The organism is Mesobacillus sp. S13 (assembly GCF_020422885.1).
GTDB classification, from domain to species: domain Bacteria; phylum Bacillota; class Bacilli; order Bacillales; family Cytobacillaceae; genus Mesobacillus; species Mesobacillus selenatarsenatis_A.
Window position 1 is genome coordinate 34,877 of sequence record NZ_CP084622.1, and the last position, 17,355, is coordinate 52,231.

Annotated in this window: 14 protein-coding genes and 2 rRNA genes; 15 read left to right on the forward strand and 1 reads right to left on the reverse strand. The window is 44.1% G+C overall.

From position 1 onward, the window contains the following. The first annotated feature begins 62 nt into the window (after positions 1–62). From LGO15_RS00180 to rsmI, 12 genes are all read left to right on the forward strand, one after another. A 23S ribosomal RNA gene (locus LGO15_RS00180) occupies positions 63–2,997 on the forward strand. Between the two features lie 103 nt (positions 2,998–3,100). Next, positions 3,101–3,216: ribosomal RNA gene (rrf, locus tag LGO15_RS00185) — 5S ribosomal RNA — on the forward strand. Positions 3,217–4,341: 1,125 nt separating this feature from the next. Continuing rightward, positions 4,342–4,503, forward strand: a complete 162-nt coding sequence (locus tag LGO15_RS00190) for a sigma factor G inhibitor Gin (RefSeq protein ID WP_396654878.1) — start codon at positions 4,342–4,344, stop codon at positions 4,501–4,503. An 83-nt stretch (positions 4,504–4,586) separates the two neighbouring features. Then, positions 4,587–6,008, forward strand: a complete 1,422-nt coding sequence (locus LGO15_RS00195) for an aminotransferase class I/II-fold pyridoxal phosphate-dependent enzyme (protein WP_226086320.1) — start codon at positions 4,587–4,589, stop codon at positions 6,006–6,008. A gap of 1 nt (position 6,009) precedes the next feature. Beyond that, complete coding sequence (gene tmk, locus LGO15_RS00200; protein WP_226086321.1) at positions 6,010–6,642, forward strand: dTMP kinase; 633 nt, start codon at positions 6,010–6,012, stop codon at positions 6,640–6,642. 201 nt (positions 6,643–6,843) lie between these two features. Next, entirely contained in the window at positions 6,844–7,173 is a 330-nt protein-coding gene (locus LGO15_RS00205) for a cyclic-di-AMP receptor (protein ID WP_023613337.1), read from the forward strand. Between the two features lie 28 nt (positions 7,174–7,201). Continuing rightward, positions 7,202–7,642, forward strand: a complete 441-nt coding sequence (locus LGO15_RS00210) for a YaaR family protein (protein WP_167834206.1) — start codon at positions 7,202–7,204, stop codon at positions 7,640–7,642. A gap of 13 nt (positions 7,643–7,655) precedes the next feature. Further along, positions 7,656–8,663 carry a DNA polymerase III subunit delta' gene (holB, locus tag LGO15_RS00215; protein ID WP_167834207.1) on the forward strand — a complete coding sequence of 336 codons (1,008 nt, stop codon included), beginning with the start codon at positions 7,656–7,658 and terminating at the stop codon, positions 8,661–8,663. Continuing rightward, positions 8,656–9,486 carry a PSP1 domain-containing protein gene (locus tag LGO15_RS00220; RefSeq protein WP_167834208.1) on the forward strand — a complete coding sequence of 277 codons (831 nt, stop codon included), beginning with the start codon at positions 8,656–8,658 and terminating at the stop codon, positions 9,484–9,486. Before holB ends, LGO15_RS00220 begins: the two co-directional genes overlap by 8 nt. Before the next feature lie 13 nt (positions 9,487–9,499). Beyond that, the gene (gene yabA / locus LGO15_RS00225; RefSeq protein ID WP_167834209.1) at positions 9,500–9,871 is read left to right on the forward strand and encodes a DNA replication initiation control protein YabA; all 372 of its coding nucleotides are present in this window, start codon (positions 9,500–9,502) and stop codon (positions 9,869–9,871) included. Positions 9,872–9,969: 98 nt separating this feature from the next. Continuing rightward, a complete protein-coding gene (locus tag LGO15_RS00230; protein ID WP_226086322.1) occupies positions 9,970–10,713 on the forward strand; it encodes a tRNA1(Val) (adenine(37)-N6)-methyltransferase in 744 nt (247 codons plus the stop codon). Between the two features lie 22 nt (positions 10,714–10,735). Next, positions 10,736–11,617 carry a 16S rRNA (cytidine(1402)-2'-O)-methyltransferase gene (gene rsmI, locus LGO15_RS00235; RefSeq protein WP_226086323.1) on the forward strand — a complete coding sequence of 294 codons (882 nt, stop codon included), beginning with the start codon at positions 10,736–10,738 and terminating at the stop codon, positions 11,615–11,617. Between the two features lie 48 nt (positions 11,618–11,665). Here the strand turns inward: rsmI and LGO15_RS00240 are convergent, their stop codons facing one another. Then, complete coding sequence (locus LGO15_RS00240; RefSeq protein ID WP_079504177.1) at positions 11,666–11,953, reverse strand: transition state genes transcriptional regulator AbrB; 288 nt, start codon at positions 11,951–11,953, stop codon at positions 11,666–11,668. A 730-nt stretch (positions 11,954–12,683) separates the two neighbouring features. On the opposite strand from LGO15_RS00240, the gene metG reads away from it, so the two are divergent. The 3 genes from metG (at position 12,684) to LGO15_RS00255 (ending at position 17,124) form a co-directional block, all read left to right on the forward strand. Next, positions 12,684–14,639 (forward strand): methionine--tRNA ligase, encoded by a 1,956-nt coding sequence (gene metG / locus LGO15_RS00245; RefSeq protein ID WP_226086324.1) that lies wholly within the window; start codon positions 12,684–12,686, stop codon positions 14,637–14,639. Between the two features lie 295 nt (positions 14,640–14,934). Beyond that, positions 14,935–15,702, forward strand: a complete 768-nt coding sequence (locus tag LGO15_RS00250) for a TatD family hydrolase (protein WP_167834212.1) — start codon at positions 14,935–14,937, stop codon at positions 15,700–15,702. Between the two features lie 237 nt (positions 15,703–15,939). Next, the gene (locus LGO15_RS00255; protein ID WP_226087786.1) at positions 15,940–17,124 is read left to right on the forward strand and encodes a resuscitation-promoting factor; all 1,185 of its coding nucleotides are present in this window, start codon (positions 15,940–15,942) and stop codon (positions 17,122–17,124) included. Positions 17,125–17,355 lie beyond the last annotated feature (231 nt).

The window sequence follows — 17,355 nt, forward strand, 5'->3', positions numbered from 1 at the left end:
AGAAAAACCGAGTGATCGCCATTTTAGTTTTCTCTCTATTCAATTAGAGAAATGACCTTTTAGGTTAAGTTAGAAAGGGCGCACGGTGGATGCCTTGGCACTAGGAGCCGATGAAGGACGGGACTAACACCGATATGCTTCGGGGAGCTGTAAGTAAGCTTTGATCCGGAGATTTCCGAATGGGGAAACCCACTGTTCGTAATGGAACAGTATCTTTACCTGAATACATAGGGTATTGAAGGCAGACCCGGGGAACTGAAACATCTAAGTACCCGGAGGAAGAGAAAGCAAACGCGATTCCCTGAGTAGCGGCGAGCGAAACGGGACATAGCCCAAACCAAGAGGCTTGCCTCTTGGGGTTGTAGGACACTCTACATGGAGTTACAAAGGAACGGGGTAGATGAAGTGGTCTGGAAAGGCCCGTCAGAGAAGGTAAAAACCCTGTAGTTGAAACTTCGTTCCCTCCTGAGTGGATCCTGAGTACGGCGGGACACGAGAAATCCCGTCGGAAGCTGGGAGGACCATCTCCCAAGGCTAAATACTCCCTAGTGACCGATAGTGAACCAGTACCGTGAGGGAAAGGTGAAAAGCACCCCGGAAGGGGAGTGAAAGAGATCCTGAAACCGTGTGCCTACAAGTAGTCAGAGCCCGTTCATGGGTGATGGCGTGCCTTTTGTAGAATGAACCGGCGAGTTACGATTACATGCAAGGTTAAGTTGAGAAGACGGAGCCGCAGCGAAAGCGAGTCTGAATAGGGCGAATGAGTATGTGGTCGTAGACCCGAAACCAGGTGATCTACCCATGTCCAGGGTGAAGGTTGGGTAACACCAACTGGAGGCCCGAACCCACGCACGTTGAAAAGTGCGGGGATGAGGTGTGGGTAGCGGAGAAATTCCAATCGAACTTGGAGATAGCTGGTTCTCTCCGAAATAGCTTTAGGGCTAGCCTCACGTTGTAAGAGTCTTGGAGGTAGAGCACTGTTTGGACTAGGGGCCCTCATCGGGTTACCGAATTCAGACAAACTCCGAATGCCAAAGACTTATCCGTGGGAGTCAGACTGCGAGTGATAAGATCCGTAGTCAAAAGGGAAACAGCCCAGACCACCAGCTAAGGTCCCAAAGTATACGTTAAGTGGAAAAGGATGTGGAGTTGCTTAGACAACCAGGATGTTGGCTTAGAAGCAGCCACCATTTAAAGAGTGCGTAATAGCTCACTGGTCGAGTGACTCTGCGCCGAAAATGTACCGGGGCTAAACGTATCACCGAAGCTGTGGATTGACATCTTAGATGTCAGTGGTAGGAGAGCGTTCTAAGGGCGTTGAAGTCAGACCGTAAGGACTGGTGGAGCGCTTAGAAGTGAGAATGCCGGTATGAGTAGCGAAAGATGGGTGAGAATCCCATCCACCGAATGCCTAAGGTTTCCTGAGGAAGGCTCGTCCTCTCAGGGTTAGTCGGGACCTAAGCCGAGGCCGAAAGGCGTAGGCGATGGACAACAGGTTGATATTCCTGTACCACCTCTTTATCGTTTGAGCGACGGGGGGACGCAGGAGGATAGGGTAAGCGCGCTGTTGGATATGCGCGTCTAAGCAGTTAGGCTGCAAGTGAGGCAAATCCCGCTTGCGTGAAGGCTGAGCTGTGACAGCGAGGGAAATATAGTACCGAAGTTCCTGATTCCACACTGCCAAGAAAAGCCTCTAGCGAGATAAAAGGTGCCCGTACCGCAAACCGACACAGGTAGGCGAGGAGAGAATCCTAAGGTGAGCGAGAGAACTCTCGTTAAGGAACTCGGCAAAATGACCCCGTAACTTCGGGAGAAGGGGTGCTCATTTGGGTGAATAGCCCGGATGAGCCGCAGTGAATAGGCCCAGGCGACTGTTTAGCAAAAACACAGGTCTCTGCGAAGCCGCAAGGCGAAGTATAGGGGCTGACGCCTGCCCGGTGCTGGAAGGTTAAGAGGAGGGGTTAGCTCACGCGAAGCTCTGAATCGAAGCCCCAGTAAACGGCGGCCGTAACTATAACGGTCCTAAGGTAGCGAAATTCCTTGTCGGGTAAGTTCCGACCCGCACGAAAGGCGTAACGATCTGGGCACTGTCTCAACGAGAGACTCGGTGAAATTATAGTACCTGTGAAGATGCAGGTTACCCGCGACAGGACGGAAAGACCCCGTGGAGCTTTACTGTAGCCTGATATTGAATTTTGGTACAGCTTGTACAGGATAGGTAGGAGCCTGAGAAACCGGAGCGCCAGCTTCGGTGGAGGCGTCGGTGGGATACTACCCTGGCTGTATTGAAATTCTAACCCACGCCCCTGATCGGGGCGGGAGACAGTGTCAGGTGGGCAGTTTGACTGGGGCGGTCGCCTCCTAAAGAGTAACGGAGGCGCCCAAAGGTTCCCTCAGAATGGTTGGAAATCATTCGCAGAGTGTAAAGGCACAAGGGAGCTTGACTGCGAGACCTACAAGTCGAGCAGGGACGAAAGTCGGGCTTAGTGATCCGGTGGTTCCGCATGGAAGGGCCATCGCTCAACGGATAAAAGCTACCCCGGGGATAACAGGCTTATCTCCCCCAAGAGTCCACATCGACGGGGAGGTTTGGCACCTCGATGTCGGCTCATCGCATCCTGGGGCTGTAGTCGGTCCCAAGGGTTGGGCTGTTCGCCCATTAAAGCGGTACGCGAGCTGGGTTCAGAACGTCGTGAGACAGTTCGGTCCCTATCCGTCGTGGGCGCAGGAAATTTGAGAGGAGCTGTCCTTAGTACGAGAGGACCGGGATGGACGCACCGCTGGTGTACCAGTTGTCTTGCCAAAGGCATCGCTGGGTAGCTATGTGCGGACGGGATAAGTGCTGAAAGCATCTAAGCATGAAGCCCCCCTCAAGATGAGATTTCCCATAGCGCAAGCTAGTAAGAACCCTGAAAGATGATCAGGTTGATAGGTCAGAGGTGGAAGCGCGGTGACGTGTGGAGCTGACTGATACTAATCGTTCGAGGACTTAACCAAATTGATCATTCATTCTTCTTGAATTCTTCTTACAACATTATCTAGTTTTGAGGGAATAAAGTTTTTTGCGGTAGCAAAATAACTAAAACCTCAAACCAAATAGTCTGGTGGCGATGGCGAGAAGGTCACACCCGTTCCCATACCGAACACGGAAGTTAAGCTTCTCAGCGCCGATGGTAGTTGGGGGTTTCCCCCTGTGAGAGTAGGACGCCGCCGGGCACACGAAAGAACAGCTGTAATGGCTGTTCTTTTTTTGTGTTGATTTATCAAAGGTGCTAAAGATGCAGCAGTAACTGATCCTACCTGCGGGATGGGCTTCGGGCAGGTTAGGTGGAAAAGCTTGTGAAATCTATCAGAAAAAGAGCCGACTTCGGACAAGATGAGATGGAAAGACAGAAGGGTTGTCCCAAGTAAAGGCAACTTAAGACAGGTTTAGGGTAAAACAGTGAAAAGTTGTCTGAAGAAGAGCCAACTTAAGACAGGTTAGAAGGTAAAACACAAAAAGCTGTCAAAAGAAGAGCTAACTTAAGACAGGTTAGAAGGAAAAACACGAAAAGCTGTCAAAAGAAGAGCCAACTTAAGACAGGTTTGAAGGGAAAATACGAAAGGCTGTCAAAAGAAGAGCTAACTTAAGACAGGTTTGAAGTGAAAACAGGAAAAGCTGTCAGAAGAAGAGGCAACTTAAGACAGGTTTGGAGGAAAAACAGGAAAAGCTGTCAAAAGAAGAGCCAACTTAAGACAGGTTTGAAGGGAAAATACGAAAGGCTGTCAAAAGAAGAGCTAACTTAAGACAGGTTTGAAGGTAAAACACAAAAAGCTGTCAGAAGAAGAGGCAACTTAAGACAGGTTTGGAGGAAAAACAGGAAAAGCTGTCAAAAGAAGAGGCAACTTAAGCCAGGTTTGAAGGTAAAACACAAAAAGCTGTCAAAAGAAGAGCCAACTTAAGACAGGTTTATAGGAAAACAACAAAAACCTGTCCGAACCTAGTGCAACTTCGTACAAGCTTAGAAGAAAAGCACAACTAAGCTGTATGCCCCAGCAGCACTTCCGCATATATGCAAAAAAACTCAATAAGACTGCCTGAATGCCTTAAGCATCCTACTTCAGCCAGCTTAAAGATACTTATTAGCATCTCTTCAAAAGTATTTTATATAATAAACCAACCTAAATTGTTATAAGACATACAAGGAAACCGTATGTCAATCATAAAATATAAAACAACTAAACTTTCGAAAATATTATTCGGAAAATTGTATACAAAAAAACGCTCCTGGCAACAATAGGTGTACGGAGGTGGAGAATTTGGGTTCGCTTTTAGCTAAGAATCAAATTGGAGAGAACTGTGTGATTTGCGAACAGACGAAAAAGGCTGGCATACACCTGTATACTTCTTTTATATGTGCAGACTGTGAGAGCATCATGATCAAGACCGATACGAGTGATCCTAAATATAAATATTACGTAGAAAAGTTAAGGAAAGTAACGAAACCCGGCATTTACAGTTAAAAGCTCATTTTGAGCTTTTATTTTTTTTGCTCAAAAACAGTGTTAGAATGGATAGGTGTGAATTTATATATATAGGTGAGACTATGGAACAATCGAAAACACCCTTGTACTCTCAATTGGTGAAGCACTCAACCGGAAATCCTCTGTCCTTCCATGTACCGGGGCATAAAAATGGTGCTTTTTTTCCTGAAGAGGGACGAGCTTTCTTTGAGCAAATTTTAAAATTGGATGGAACTGAAATAACGGGATTGGATGATCTTCATTCACCCGAGGGCGTTATTCTTGAAGCCGAAGAACTACTTAAGGATTTATATAGAACAGATAAAAGCTTTTTTTTAATAGGTGGATCAACTGTGGGGAATCTTGCGATGATTCTGGCTGCGGTTGAAGAAGATGATGTGGTGCTTGTCCAGCGTAACTGTCATAAGTCAATCATGAATGCTTTAAAACTCGCAAAGGCAAAGCCTGTATTCATTTGCCCGGAATATAATGATGAGTTCGGAGTGGCTGCTGGATTAAACCGGGATAGTGTTAAATCAGCAATTAGCCAGCATCCTGATGCAAAGGCACTTATTTTAACGTACCCGAATTATTATGGCTTGGCTTATGATTTAAAGGAAATTATAGATTTGGCTCATGATCATTATATTCCTGTATTGGTAGACGAGGCTCATGGGGTCCATTTTATCTCAGGGGATTATTTTCCCGCTTCAGCTGTGGAACTTGGGGCTGATCTAGTCGTCCAGTCTGCTCATAAAACCTTGCCGGCTATGACAATGGGGGCGTTTCTTCATTATCATTCAAGTTCGGTATCGCTTAGCAAGCTTAAGTTCTACTTGCAGGCTCTGCAGTCAAGCAGCCCTTCCTATCCTTTGATGGCATCGCTGGATTTGGCTAGGAGCTATCTGGGTACCTATAATCAGGAAGACTTAATATATTTGAAATCAGAACTGAAAAAATTCAAAGAAAAACTCGAGGAAATAGAATCCCTTCGAATTTTGTCTGGGGATGATCCGTTGAAGCTAACGATTCAATCCTCATCCGGCTTCGAACTGCAAGCAAGACTTGAGTCAAAAGGAATCTACACGGAATTGGCAGATCCTCATAATGTGCTGCTTGTTCTTCCATTGTTGAAGAATGGCATGAAGCATCGATTGCTGGAGGCGGCAGAAATGATTGCTGAGGCAGTAAGGACCATGCCTGAGGGAAAAAATAAACCTGGGTCCAAGGTCATCAAAAAAACGATTTCTACGTTGGAAGTCAGTTTTAGGGAGATGGAGAAACAGCAGACAGAATCTGTCTTGTTGCAGGATGCTGTGGGAAGAGTCTGTGCCGAGCAAATCATCCCTTATCCGCCGGGAATTCCGCTTAGTCTCCCTGGTGAAGTCCTGACAGAAGATGATATCAATACGATTCAATTTTTAAAGGGAAAAGAAGCAAAAATCCAGGGTGGAGAACATCTGCATGCTGGTAAAATAAAAGTGTTCAAGAGTTGGAGGATTTAAATTGAAAAAGGGGATTTTTATTACAATAGAAGGCCCGGATGGCTCTGGCAAGACAACGATTCTTCAGATGCTTGCTGAAAATCTCGTAAATGAAGGATATGAAGTAGTGGCCACAAGGGAGCCTGGAGGCATCGAGATTGCTGAACAAATCAGGAAAGTCATTCTAGATCCTGAAAATACAGCGATGGACCCGCGTACAGAAGCACTTTTATACGCAGCGGCGAGAAGGCAGCATCTTGCGGAAAAAGTGAAGCCTGCTCTGGAAGAAGGGAAGATTGTCATATGTGACCGTTTTGTCGATAGTTCACTTGCCTACCAGGGATATGCGCGAGGCCTTGGTATTGATGAAGTATACTCAATCAATGAATTTGCGATTGAAAATATGATGCCGGCGATGACTCTATACTTTGATGTCGCACCGGAGATCGGGCTGGAAAGAATCAACAAAAACAAGGGACGCGAAGTCAATCGACTGGACCTTGAGAAACTCGAATTCCATCAAAAAGTGAGAGAAGGCTATACAATCCTGGCCGATCGGTTCTCAGACCGGATCGTTAAAGTGGATGCTTCAAAGGACCTTGATACAGTTTACGAACAAGCTGAAGCTCAAATTAGAAAGTTAATCAATACATGATGATTCCCATACAAGCCTTGATTTCGATCAGGCTTGTTTTTTAGTATAGTAGGAGCAAGTAAATCCAATTGGAAGCCTATGGAATTTTACGTTTATATCATGTCTTGTCAGATGAATCCTGTTATAATGAAAATACAAAAGCTACGGAATGAACCTCTGCTGTTATATCAGCAAGTCTAAAAAAGTATAGGGGGAAAATGAATGAAGTTAATATTAGCTGTGGTCCAGGACCAGGATAGCAACCGTCTATCCAATGCATTGGTCGACCATAATTTCCGCGCAACGAAGATGGCTAGTACGGGTGGATTCCTGAAGTCAGGAAATACCACTTTTATCATAGGAACAGAAGACATCAGGGTAGAAAAGGCATTGGAGGTCATCAGGGATAACTGTAAGTCACGTGACCAGCTTGTTGCGCCTGTTTCTCCTATGGGTGGGAATGCGGATTCGTATGTTCCTTACCCGGTGGAAGTAGAGGTTGGCGGGGCGACTGTATTCGTATTGCCTGTTGAGCAGTTTCATCAATTTTAACGGGGAATGCCCGGAGGTCTAGCAAGAGATGAAAATTAATCAAGATATGCGCCTTAACATAGATAAAGTTCGCCAGGATCAGAAGCAACAGCCTGGGGGCGGAATCAGGTTCAATGAACTCGTGGAGAAACAAGAACATAAATTGCAGCTCGGACAGCTTCAGCAATTAATGAAGCAAGTTGAGTCTGCCGGTGAGAGGCTTGCCCGGTCGAGGACGTTCAAGGACCTGGCCAAGTTCAAGACACTGGTTAAGCAATTTGTAAAAGAAACAGTCAACTTCGGAATGGAACTGAAGCACTCGCATAGCTGGAACCAATATGGCGAAGGCAGGTCTTTGAAGCTTGTAGAAACCATTGATGAAAAGCTCGTACAGTTGACAGAAGAGTTGATGGATAACAAAGATGAACAGATTGATATCCTTGGCAGAGTAGGGGAAATCAAAGGCTTGTTGATCAATTTATATACGTAAGTGAGTGATACCATTGGCAAAGACGTGGGATGAGCTGGAGAGACTTCAGCCCAATGTTTTGAAGATGATTAAAAACAGCATCCAGAAAAATCGAATCGCCCATGCCTATTTATTTGAAGGAATGAGGGGCACTGGCAAAAAGGAGATTAGTATTCTCCTTGCTAAGAGCATCAATTGCCAGGCGCCGGTTGACGGCTATAAACCTTGTGAAAGCTGCTTGAACTGCAAAAGGATCAATCATGGCAACCATCCTGATATCCACCTTGTCGAACCTGATGGCCTGTCGATCAAAAAGGGCCAGATTCAGCTGCTGCAGGAGGAGTTTTCAAAAACAGGTGTTGAGTCAAAAAATAAGCTTTACATGATTGTCCATGCTGATCGAATGACGACAAACGCTGCAAATAGCTTGCTGAAGTTCCTCGAGGAACCGCATGCGGGTACTGTTGCCGTGTTGATTACCGAGCAGGCACAGCAAATGCTGCCGACGATTTTATCCAGATGCCAGCTGATCAATTTTACGCCATTATCTCCGAAAAATATGGCTGAACAACTGATCGCCAATGGGATACAACCACAAATGGCACCGCTTCTGGCACAGCTAACCAATAATTTGGAAGAAGCTTTAGAGATAAGTCATGATGATTGGTTTGCACAAGCACAAAAAATAGTGTTAAAATTATATGAAGTGCTGAAGAAGAATCCGCTTGAAGCTATGGTCGCGCTTCAGGAGAACTGGTTCATGCACTTTAAAGAGAAAGAACAAATCGATCGAGGTTTGGATTTATTACTTCTTATTTTTAAGGATTTACTATACATTCAGCTTGGCAAGAAAGACCAGGTTGTATATCTAAACGAAAGCTCACGTTTAGAACAGTTTGCACTACAGACATCCGGACGGCGTCTTACCGAACAAATGGCAGCCATTCTGGAGGCGAAGAGGAAGCTGCATGCCAATATGAATCCCCAGCTGCTCATGGAAGAGCTGGTGTTAAAATTGCAGGAGGGATCTACACTTGTATGATGTAGTAGGTGTCCGCTTCAAGAAAGCGGGAAAGATTTATTATTTTGATCCCGGCGATCTCTCAATTCAAAAGGACGAATTCGTCATTGTCGAAACTGTAAGGGGCGTTGAGTACGGCAGAGTGGTGACTCCCCGTAAACAAGTTGGCGAGAAGGATGTTGTCCTGCCTCTGAAAAAGGTAGTCAGAATTGCAGATCAGAAGGATCGTCTCATTGTCGAAGAGAACAAAACGGCTGCAAAAGAAGCATATGATGTTTGCAGTGAAAAAGTGAATGAACATCAGCTGGATATGAAGCTGGTTGATGTTGAATATACATTTGACCGCAATAAAGTCATTTTCTACTTCACGGCTGATGGCCGCGTTGATTTCCGGGAACTGGTCAAGGACTTGGCCTCTATTTTCCGGACAAGGATCGAACTGCGTCAGATTGGCGTGAGGGATGAAGCAAAAATGCTTGGCGGGATAGGACCATGCGGCAGAATGCTTTGCTGTTCAACGTTCCTCGGGGACTTTGATCCAGTTTCAATCAAGATGGCCAAGGATCAAAACCTCTCCCTTAATCCAACGAAGATTTCTGGCCTTTGCGGTAGGCTGATGTGCTGTTTGAAATATGAGAACGACGAATATGAAACAGCGAAAGAACAGCTGCCTGACCTGGGTGAAACGATTGTGACGCCTGAAGGACCTGGAAAGGTTGTCGGGCTGAACATCCTGGAACGAGTCATGCAAGTCAATATACCTGGACAGGAACGCGTGCTGGAATATACACTTGAGGAAATACAGGAAGCAGGAGCTGTATCGTTGCAATCATCCACAGATTAATGAGGTGGAACAGGTGGATAAAAAAGATATCTTTGACTCAGTAAGTAATATGGAATCGCAGATCGGTGATTTATACCGTCAGCTTGGTGAGTTAAAACAGCATTTAGCAGAGGTTCTGGAAGAGAATAATGCATTAAAGCTGGAAAATGAGCATATAAGACGCCGTCTGGATCAAACTATCGGTAAAAAGGATCCAACCATTAAGAATAGAGGTAAGGGAAACAGCAATCAGCCCCAGGGCGATAAAAACGTGGTCGATATCGGTGAAGGCTACGATAATCTTGCCCGTCTGTACCAGGAAGGCTTCCATATCTGCAACCTGCATTTCGGAAGCCCGCGCAAAGAGGATTGTCTGTTCTGCCTATCCTTTCTTAATAAAAAATAATTGGCAGCCTTCCTTTAATAGGGAAGGCTATTTTTATAAGATGAAAAAGCCACAGAGGCAGAGGCAGTGAACATAAAGGCTTGGAGGAACGTTCTATAATGGTTAACTTACGGGAAGACGAACGATTGGATTACTTATTGGCAGAGGATTTAAGGATCATCCAAAGCCCGAATGTGTTTTCATTTTCGCTGGATGCTGTATTGCTGGCCAGGTTTGTCTGGGTGCCGATCCAAAAAGGAAAGATTGTCGACCTTTGCAGCGGGAATGGGGTCATTCCACTATTTTTAAGTGCGCGGACAAAGGGGACAATCACCGGAGTGGAAATCCAGGAGCGGCTATACGATATGGCTGTCCGGAGTATTGAATATAATAATCTGGAAGAACGATTACATATGATTCATGGCGATCTTAAGGACGTGCCGAAAGAGCTTGGCTACGAGAAGTATGATGTCGTCACCTGCAACCCTCCTTATTTTCCTACACCATCAAATGAAGAAATAAATGCGAATGAACACCTGGCGATTGCTCGTCACGAAATCCTCTGCACACTAGAGGATGCCATCAAGTCCTCGAGCCAGCTAGTCAAGCAAGGCGGAAAGGTGGCATTTGTCCACCGTCCAGGAAGGCTAATCGATATCATTGAAATCATGAGGAAATACCGGCTTGAGCCTAAGCGAATCCAGTTTGTGTATCCTAAGGCTGGAAAGGAAGCAAATACACTATTGGTAGAGGCGATCAAAGACGGAAGTCCTGACCTTAAAATTCTAGAGCCGTTGACGGTTTATGATGAAAATAATGAGTATACCCCAGTGATTAAAGAGATGTTATATGGAAGCAAATAAGCACAGAAACGGGTGATGTGGCATGCAACAGCAGAAAAGCTTCGAACGGGAACATGAAAAGGGAATTCTTTATCTAGTACCTACGCCGATCGGGAACCTTGAGGATATGACATTCAGGGCAATCAGGATGATGAAGGAAGCGGATTTGATTGCAGCGGAGGATACAAGGAACACGAAAAAGCTATGTAATTATTTTGAGATTGAAACGCCTGTAACCAGCTATCATGAACATAATAAGGAAAGCAGCGGCTATAAACTGATTGAAAGAATCAGGGATGGTGCTAAAGTAGCGCTTGTCAGCGATGCGGGAATGCCTACCATTTCTGATCCAGGCACGGAACTGGTGGCCGAAGCAATCGCCGAGGGACTGACGGTCGTTCCACTTCCAGGGGCAAATGCAGCTTTGACGGCTTTGATTGCTTCTGGCATTCTGCCTCAGCCGTTTTACTATTATGGATTTCTCCAAAGGGGAAAAAAGGATAAGAAAAGGGAACTTGAAATGCTGGCAAGGCAAACTGCAACGATTGTTCTCTATGAGTCTCCTCACCGTCTGAAAGAAACACTGTCGTTAATGCTTGAGGGTCTTGGGGACCGGCAAATAGTCCTTTGTCGTGAGCTGACGAAAAAATATGAGGAGTTCCTGAGAGGAACGATCTCTGAGGCATTGGCATGGGCAGAGGCAGAAGAAGTCCGCGGGGAATTTGTATTGGTCATCGAAGGAGCTTCCCATGATGCGATTGCTGAAGAAAAGAATCAATGGTGGGAAAAATTAAGCATTGAGGAACATGTTGAACATTATATTTCCAAGGAACAAATGAACTCCAAGGATGCAATCAAACAAGCAGCGAAGGATAGAGGCTTGCAAAAGCGGGAAGTTTACCAGGCCTATCATATTAATCAATAAATTATTAAAAAAAGGCCGTGGATTTCTCCACGGCCTTGAGTATTTATATTAAGCTTTTACAGGTTCGAAGCTTCCCTGGATTTCTTTAAGAAGCTGTTCAGCACCTTCACGGCTAAGGATCAACTTGCCGCCTGCCAATGTGATGTTGTTATCAGAAACTTCACCAGTGATGTGGCAAGTCATGTTCGGCTTGTATTTTTTAAGGATGATGCGATCATCATCAACATAAATTTCCAAAGCATCCTTTTCTGCGATGCCAAGAGTCCTTCTAAGTTCGATTGGAATTACCACACGGCCAAGCTCATCAACTTTACGTACAATACCTGTAGATTTCATAATAAACAAATCTCCTCTCATTTTCCCATCTATTTAGTTCGTCATTATTCGACATTTTTCTCTTATTGGTTTTATAATACCAGCGATTCCAATAACCGTCAATTATTTTATTTTTCTATTGTTAACAAATTTTAGCATAAAGAGAAAACCTTTTCATATCAAGCTTTATGGACGAAAAAAACAAGGGAGGATATGTAGTGTTGCGTTTTTTTCTAAAAGAAGAAACGAGGAAATCATTATCGTAGAATAGCAAACTGCACATAATTCGACAAATTTCTACATTTTCATTCGACAAAACGTCACAAATTCGACAAATTCAAGACAGCTGCCCATTATTTTGTGAAGAGGTATATTCTATCGATAAGTTTGGTTATCATTTTATTAAGTAGATTTAAAACTTTCCCACATATATCGCCGCTCCTGCCAAAACCTAAGGCAGGGCTTTTTTGATAAGGTTCCTTCGTAGCTGCCCATATTAAAAATTCTGTTAGGACATAAGCCAATTAAATTCCCTACTGACAAAATACGTAAACTTTATAGGGAGAATGTCCGTTGTTGGGGATATTTTTTAAGAGATTTCTTATTTCATTGCTTTTAAAATGAATGATGTTAAAAGACAAAGGCCAAAACCATCTATAAGCGTCGTTAAAGTGTTATGAAACAAAGGGCATTAGCTGGTATAATAACTACTATTAGTATGAACTAGCAGTATTAGTTAAGGAGGATCTTCATGGAAGAGAAATTGAAAACCTTTTATCTTACAACCCCGATTTATTATCCGAGCGGCAATTTACATATCGGCCATGCTTATACGACAGTAGCTGGCGATGCAATGGCACGCTACAAGAGACTGCGCGGCTATGATGTCATGTATTTGACAGGTACGGATGAGCATGGTCAAAAAATCCAGCGCAATGCTGAGGCAAAGGGCATCACTCCGCAGCAATATGTAGATGAAATCGTTGATGGCATTCAGGAGCTATGGGGCAAGCTGGATATTTCCTACAATGATTTTATCCGTACGACCCAGGATCGCCATAAGCAAATTGTCGAAAAGATTTTCGCTCAGCTTTTGGAGCAGGGGGATATCTATCTTGATCAATATGAAGGCTGGTATTGTACCCCATGTGAATCCTTCTACACAGACAGACAGCTTGAAGATGGCAATTGCCCTGACTGTGGCCGACCTGTCGAAAAAGTGAAGGAAGAGTCCTATTTCTTCAAAATGAGTAAATACGCAGACAGGCTGCTGAAGTATTATGAAGAAAATCCTGAATTCATCCAGCCAGAATCACGCAAGAATGAAATGATCAATAACTTCATCAAGCCTGGACTTGAAGATTTAGCCGTTTCACGGACAACGTTTGACTGGGGTGTGAAGGTCCCTGGTGACCCGAAGCATGTCATTTATGTATGGATTGATGCGCTATCTAACTATATTACAGCGCTTGGATATGGAACGGATGATGATTCCAAGTACTTGAACTATTGGCCGGCTGATGTCCATCTTGTTGGAAAAGAAATCGTCAGATTCCATACTATTTATTGGCCAATCATGCTGATGGCTCTTGACCTTCCGCTTCCAAAGAAGGTATTCGCCCATGGCTGGCTTTTAATGAAGGATGGAAAAATGTCTAAGTCCAAGGGGAATGTTGTCGACCCTGTAACGCTGATTGACGGTTATGGTCTTGACGCTCTTCGCTACTACCTGCTTCGTGAAGTTCCATTTGGTTCTGATGGTGTATTCACACCTGAGGGATTTGTCGAAAGGATCAATTTTGACCTTGCGAATGACCTTGGCAACTTGCTGAACAGAACGGTTGCGATGATCAATAAGTATTTCGGCGGCGAAATCCCTGCTTACAATGGCTCTGAAGGTGAATTTGAGAAACAGCTGCTTGAAATGAACAAAGAGACGGTCCAGAAGTACGAAGACGCAATGGAGAAGATGGAGTTTTCCGTGGCGCTTACGTCAGTATGGCAGCTGATCAGCCGCTGCAATAAGTTCATCGATGAGACACAGCCTTGGGTGCTGGCGAAGGATGAAGAAAAGAAAGCAGTTTTGGCAGACGTCATGGTACATCTTGCTGAATCATTGAGAAGAGTGGCTGTCCTTCTAAAACCATTTTTAACAAGAACACCAGATAAAATCTTTGCTCAGCTGAATGTCACTTCTGAAGCGCTGCAAACATGGGAAAGCCTTGAAGAATTCGGCCAGATTCCAGCCGGAACGAAGGTCGTTCAGGGTGAACCGATTTTCCCTCGCCTTGAATTGAAGGATGAAGTGGAATTCATCAAGGAAAAAATGCAAGGGTCGGCTCCAGCCGCTGCACCTGTGGAAGAAGAAAAACCTGAAGTCCAGGAAGAGATTACGATTGACGACTTCATGAAAGTTGATCTGCGAGTAGCACAAGTTGTACACGCGGAGCCGGTCAAAAAGGCTGATAAGCTGCTGAAGCTTCAATTGGATCTTGGTTATGAAAAGCGCCAGGTCGTTTCCGGGATTGCCAAATATTACAAACCGGAGGACCTTATCGGCAAAAAGGTAATTTGCGTGACAAATCTTAAGCCTGTCAAACTCCGCGGAGAGCTATCCGAGGGAATGATTCTTGCAGGTGAAAAGGATGGCGTCATGTCATTGGCAACAGTTGATGATTCACTTTCAATCGGAGCAAAAGTAAAATAATACAAATAAGAACCTGGAAATGTTTCATGTGTAACATTTTCAGGTTTTTTGTGTTAAAAAAGCAATTTTTTTAAAAGAGTGATTTATGATAGAAAAGAGAGTCAGTTAGCAAGCACTCCCGACACTTGACGGGTTTTCGTGAAACCGAATTCAAAAATTTGACCTGGACATTGAAAAAAAGTTATGATATCGACACAACTTTATCGCAATAATAAGAATATCGCAGTGGGTCTATTCAAATCCTCGAAATGGAGGAATAGAATGAAACTGCAGGCACCAGCAAAGGAGTTTTGAAATGCTTTTTGATACACATGTACACTTAAATGCAGAACAATTCAATGAAGATCTCCAGGAGGTCATTGACCGGGCGCTTGCTGAGGGTGTGACAAATATGGTCGTTGTCGGATTCGATGAGGTAACGATCAAAAAAGCGATTGAACTCGCTGAAGGCTATGATTTTATCTATGCAAGCGTAGGATGGCATCCAGTCGATGCGATTGATATGACAGAGGAGCATCTGGAATGGCTGAGGGAACTGGCAGGTCATCCGAAGGTGGTGGCACTCGGCGAAATGGGCCTTGATTACTACTGGGACAAGTCACCGAAGGAAATCCAGAAAGAAGTCTTCCGCAAGCAGATCAAACTGGCAAAAGAAGTACAGCTTCCTATCATCATACATAATCGAGAGGCAACTGCAGACATAGTAGAAATTTTAAAAGAGGAAAATGCCAGTGAAGTAGGCGGCATTATGCATTGTTACAGCGGCAGTGTGGAAACCGCGCTTGAATGCATCGATATGAACTTCTATATTTCGCTTGGCGGACCGGTTACCTTCAAAAATGCAAAAAAACCGAAGGAAGTGGCAGAGTCGATTCCAATGGAAAGGCTGTTGGTCGAAACAGATTGCCCTTACCTGACACCGCATCCTTATCGCGGTAAGAGAAATGAACCAGCTTATGTAAAATTGGTGGCCGAACAGATTGCAGAACTGAAAGGGTTAACACTCGAAGAAGTTGCAGGCGAAACAGCCAAAAATGCAAAAAAATTATTCGGCATAAAGTGATAAAGAATGTTGTCGATTTATCAGCAAGGTTGTCCAAACTTTTTATGTTTCTAAAAAGTTCTACATGTCTCTCCAGCGACATAGGATAACCGTGTCGATAACTCTTGCTTTTCTTTTTATGGAGCATCTTGCATAATAGGGACTACGTTTGGCAAGGGTGTCTGGGTTGACAAGTCGGCAACAATATCTTTATAATCACTCCGAGAAGAGGAGGCGTTTTTCATCGTGATTAATAGTATGAAAAACCTGTTTTCCAAGACTTTGAGTAAGAAGAAACTGGTGATTTTTTCTGCTAGTTTCCTAGTTTTTGCCGCTGCTCTTGGGTTCTTCATGTATGAAGGGACCAAAAAGACAGTCGCATTGACGCTGGATGGCGAAGAAAGAGTCATTAAAACGCATGCAAATACAATCCAAGATATATTTAATGATCTCAAAATTTCATTGCGCTCAGAGGATTATTTATCGCTGGCGGTAGACACAGAGGTGAAGAACAACCTATCAATCGTGTGGAAGCCGGCAAAACAGGTAGAATTGATACAAGATCAGGAAAAGAAAACGTATTGGACAGCAGCCGATACGGTAGAGGAGTTCCTGAAAGAACAGAATATCGTTATAAATGAACACGACAAATTAAACCCAAACCCAGACGCTAAACTAAAGCAAGATTTGAAGATTGCCATTCAAAGAGCTTTCCCGCTTAAGCTTGTAGTAGGCGGAAAAGAGCAAGATGTATGGTCGACTTCGACTACGGTCGCTGACTTTTTATCACAGCAAGGAATCACACTGAACGAATTGGACCGTGTTGAGCCTGAGTTAAAGCAGACAGTCACAAAAGATGCCATGATTAATGTCATTCGCGTTGAAAAAGTCACCGATGTAGTGGAAGAACCAATTAGCTATGCAGTCGTTACAAAAAATGACAGCAAACTGGAAAAAGGGAAACAGAAAGTCGTAACAGAAGGTCAGGAAGGCTTACTTTCCAAGGAGTATGAAGTGGTCCTTGAAAACGGCAAGGAAGTCTCAAGAAAACTGATCTCTGAAAAGAAATTGAAAGAAAAACAGGATAAAGTCGTAGCAATGGGAACGAAGGTCATCGTAGCTCAAGTTTCCCGTGGCTCAAGTGAACCGGCAGGCAAGGAATTCTATGTTTCATCCACAGCCTACACCGCTAACTGCAACGGCTGCTCCGGTTATACAGCAACAGGCATCAATCTAAGAGCGAATCCTAACGTAAAGGTCATCGCGGTGGACCCAAGTGTCATTCCTTTAGGTACAAAGGTCTATGTTGAAGGCTATGGCTATGCAATTGCTGCCGATAAAGGATCAGCTATCAAAGGCAATAAGATCGATGTCTTTTTCGCATCTAAATCGGATGCCTATCGATGGGGCCGTAAACGCGTTAAAATCAAAATCCTGAATTAATTTATGAATGCAGGGGAACCTTCCTCTGCATTTTTGTTTTTTCATTTTACGTTTAAGGTATAATAAGAAAGCATAATCGCTAAAAAAGTTTACACCTATATAGACGATTATATTTCAAAAATGTTTCATTTATTTCAAAGAAAATTTATTTCTTTTTTGATTGGCCAGCACGTTTAGATTAAGGAAAGAATTTTAACCATCATACTTCGAGAAGTGTCCAGCTAAGCGCCT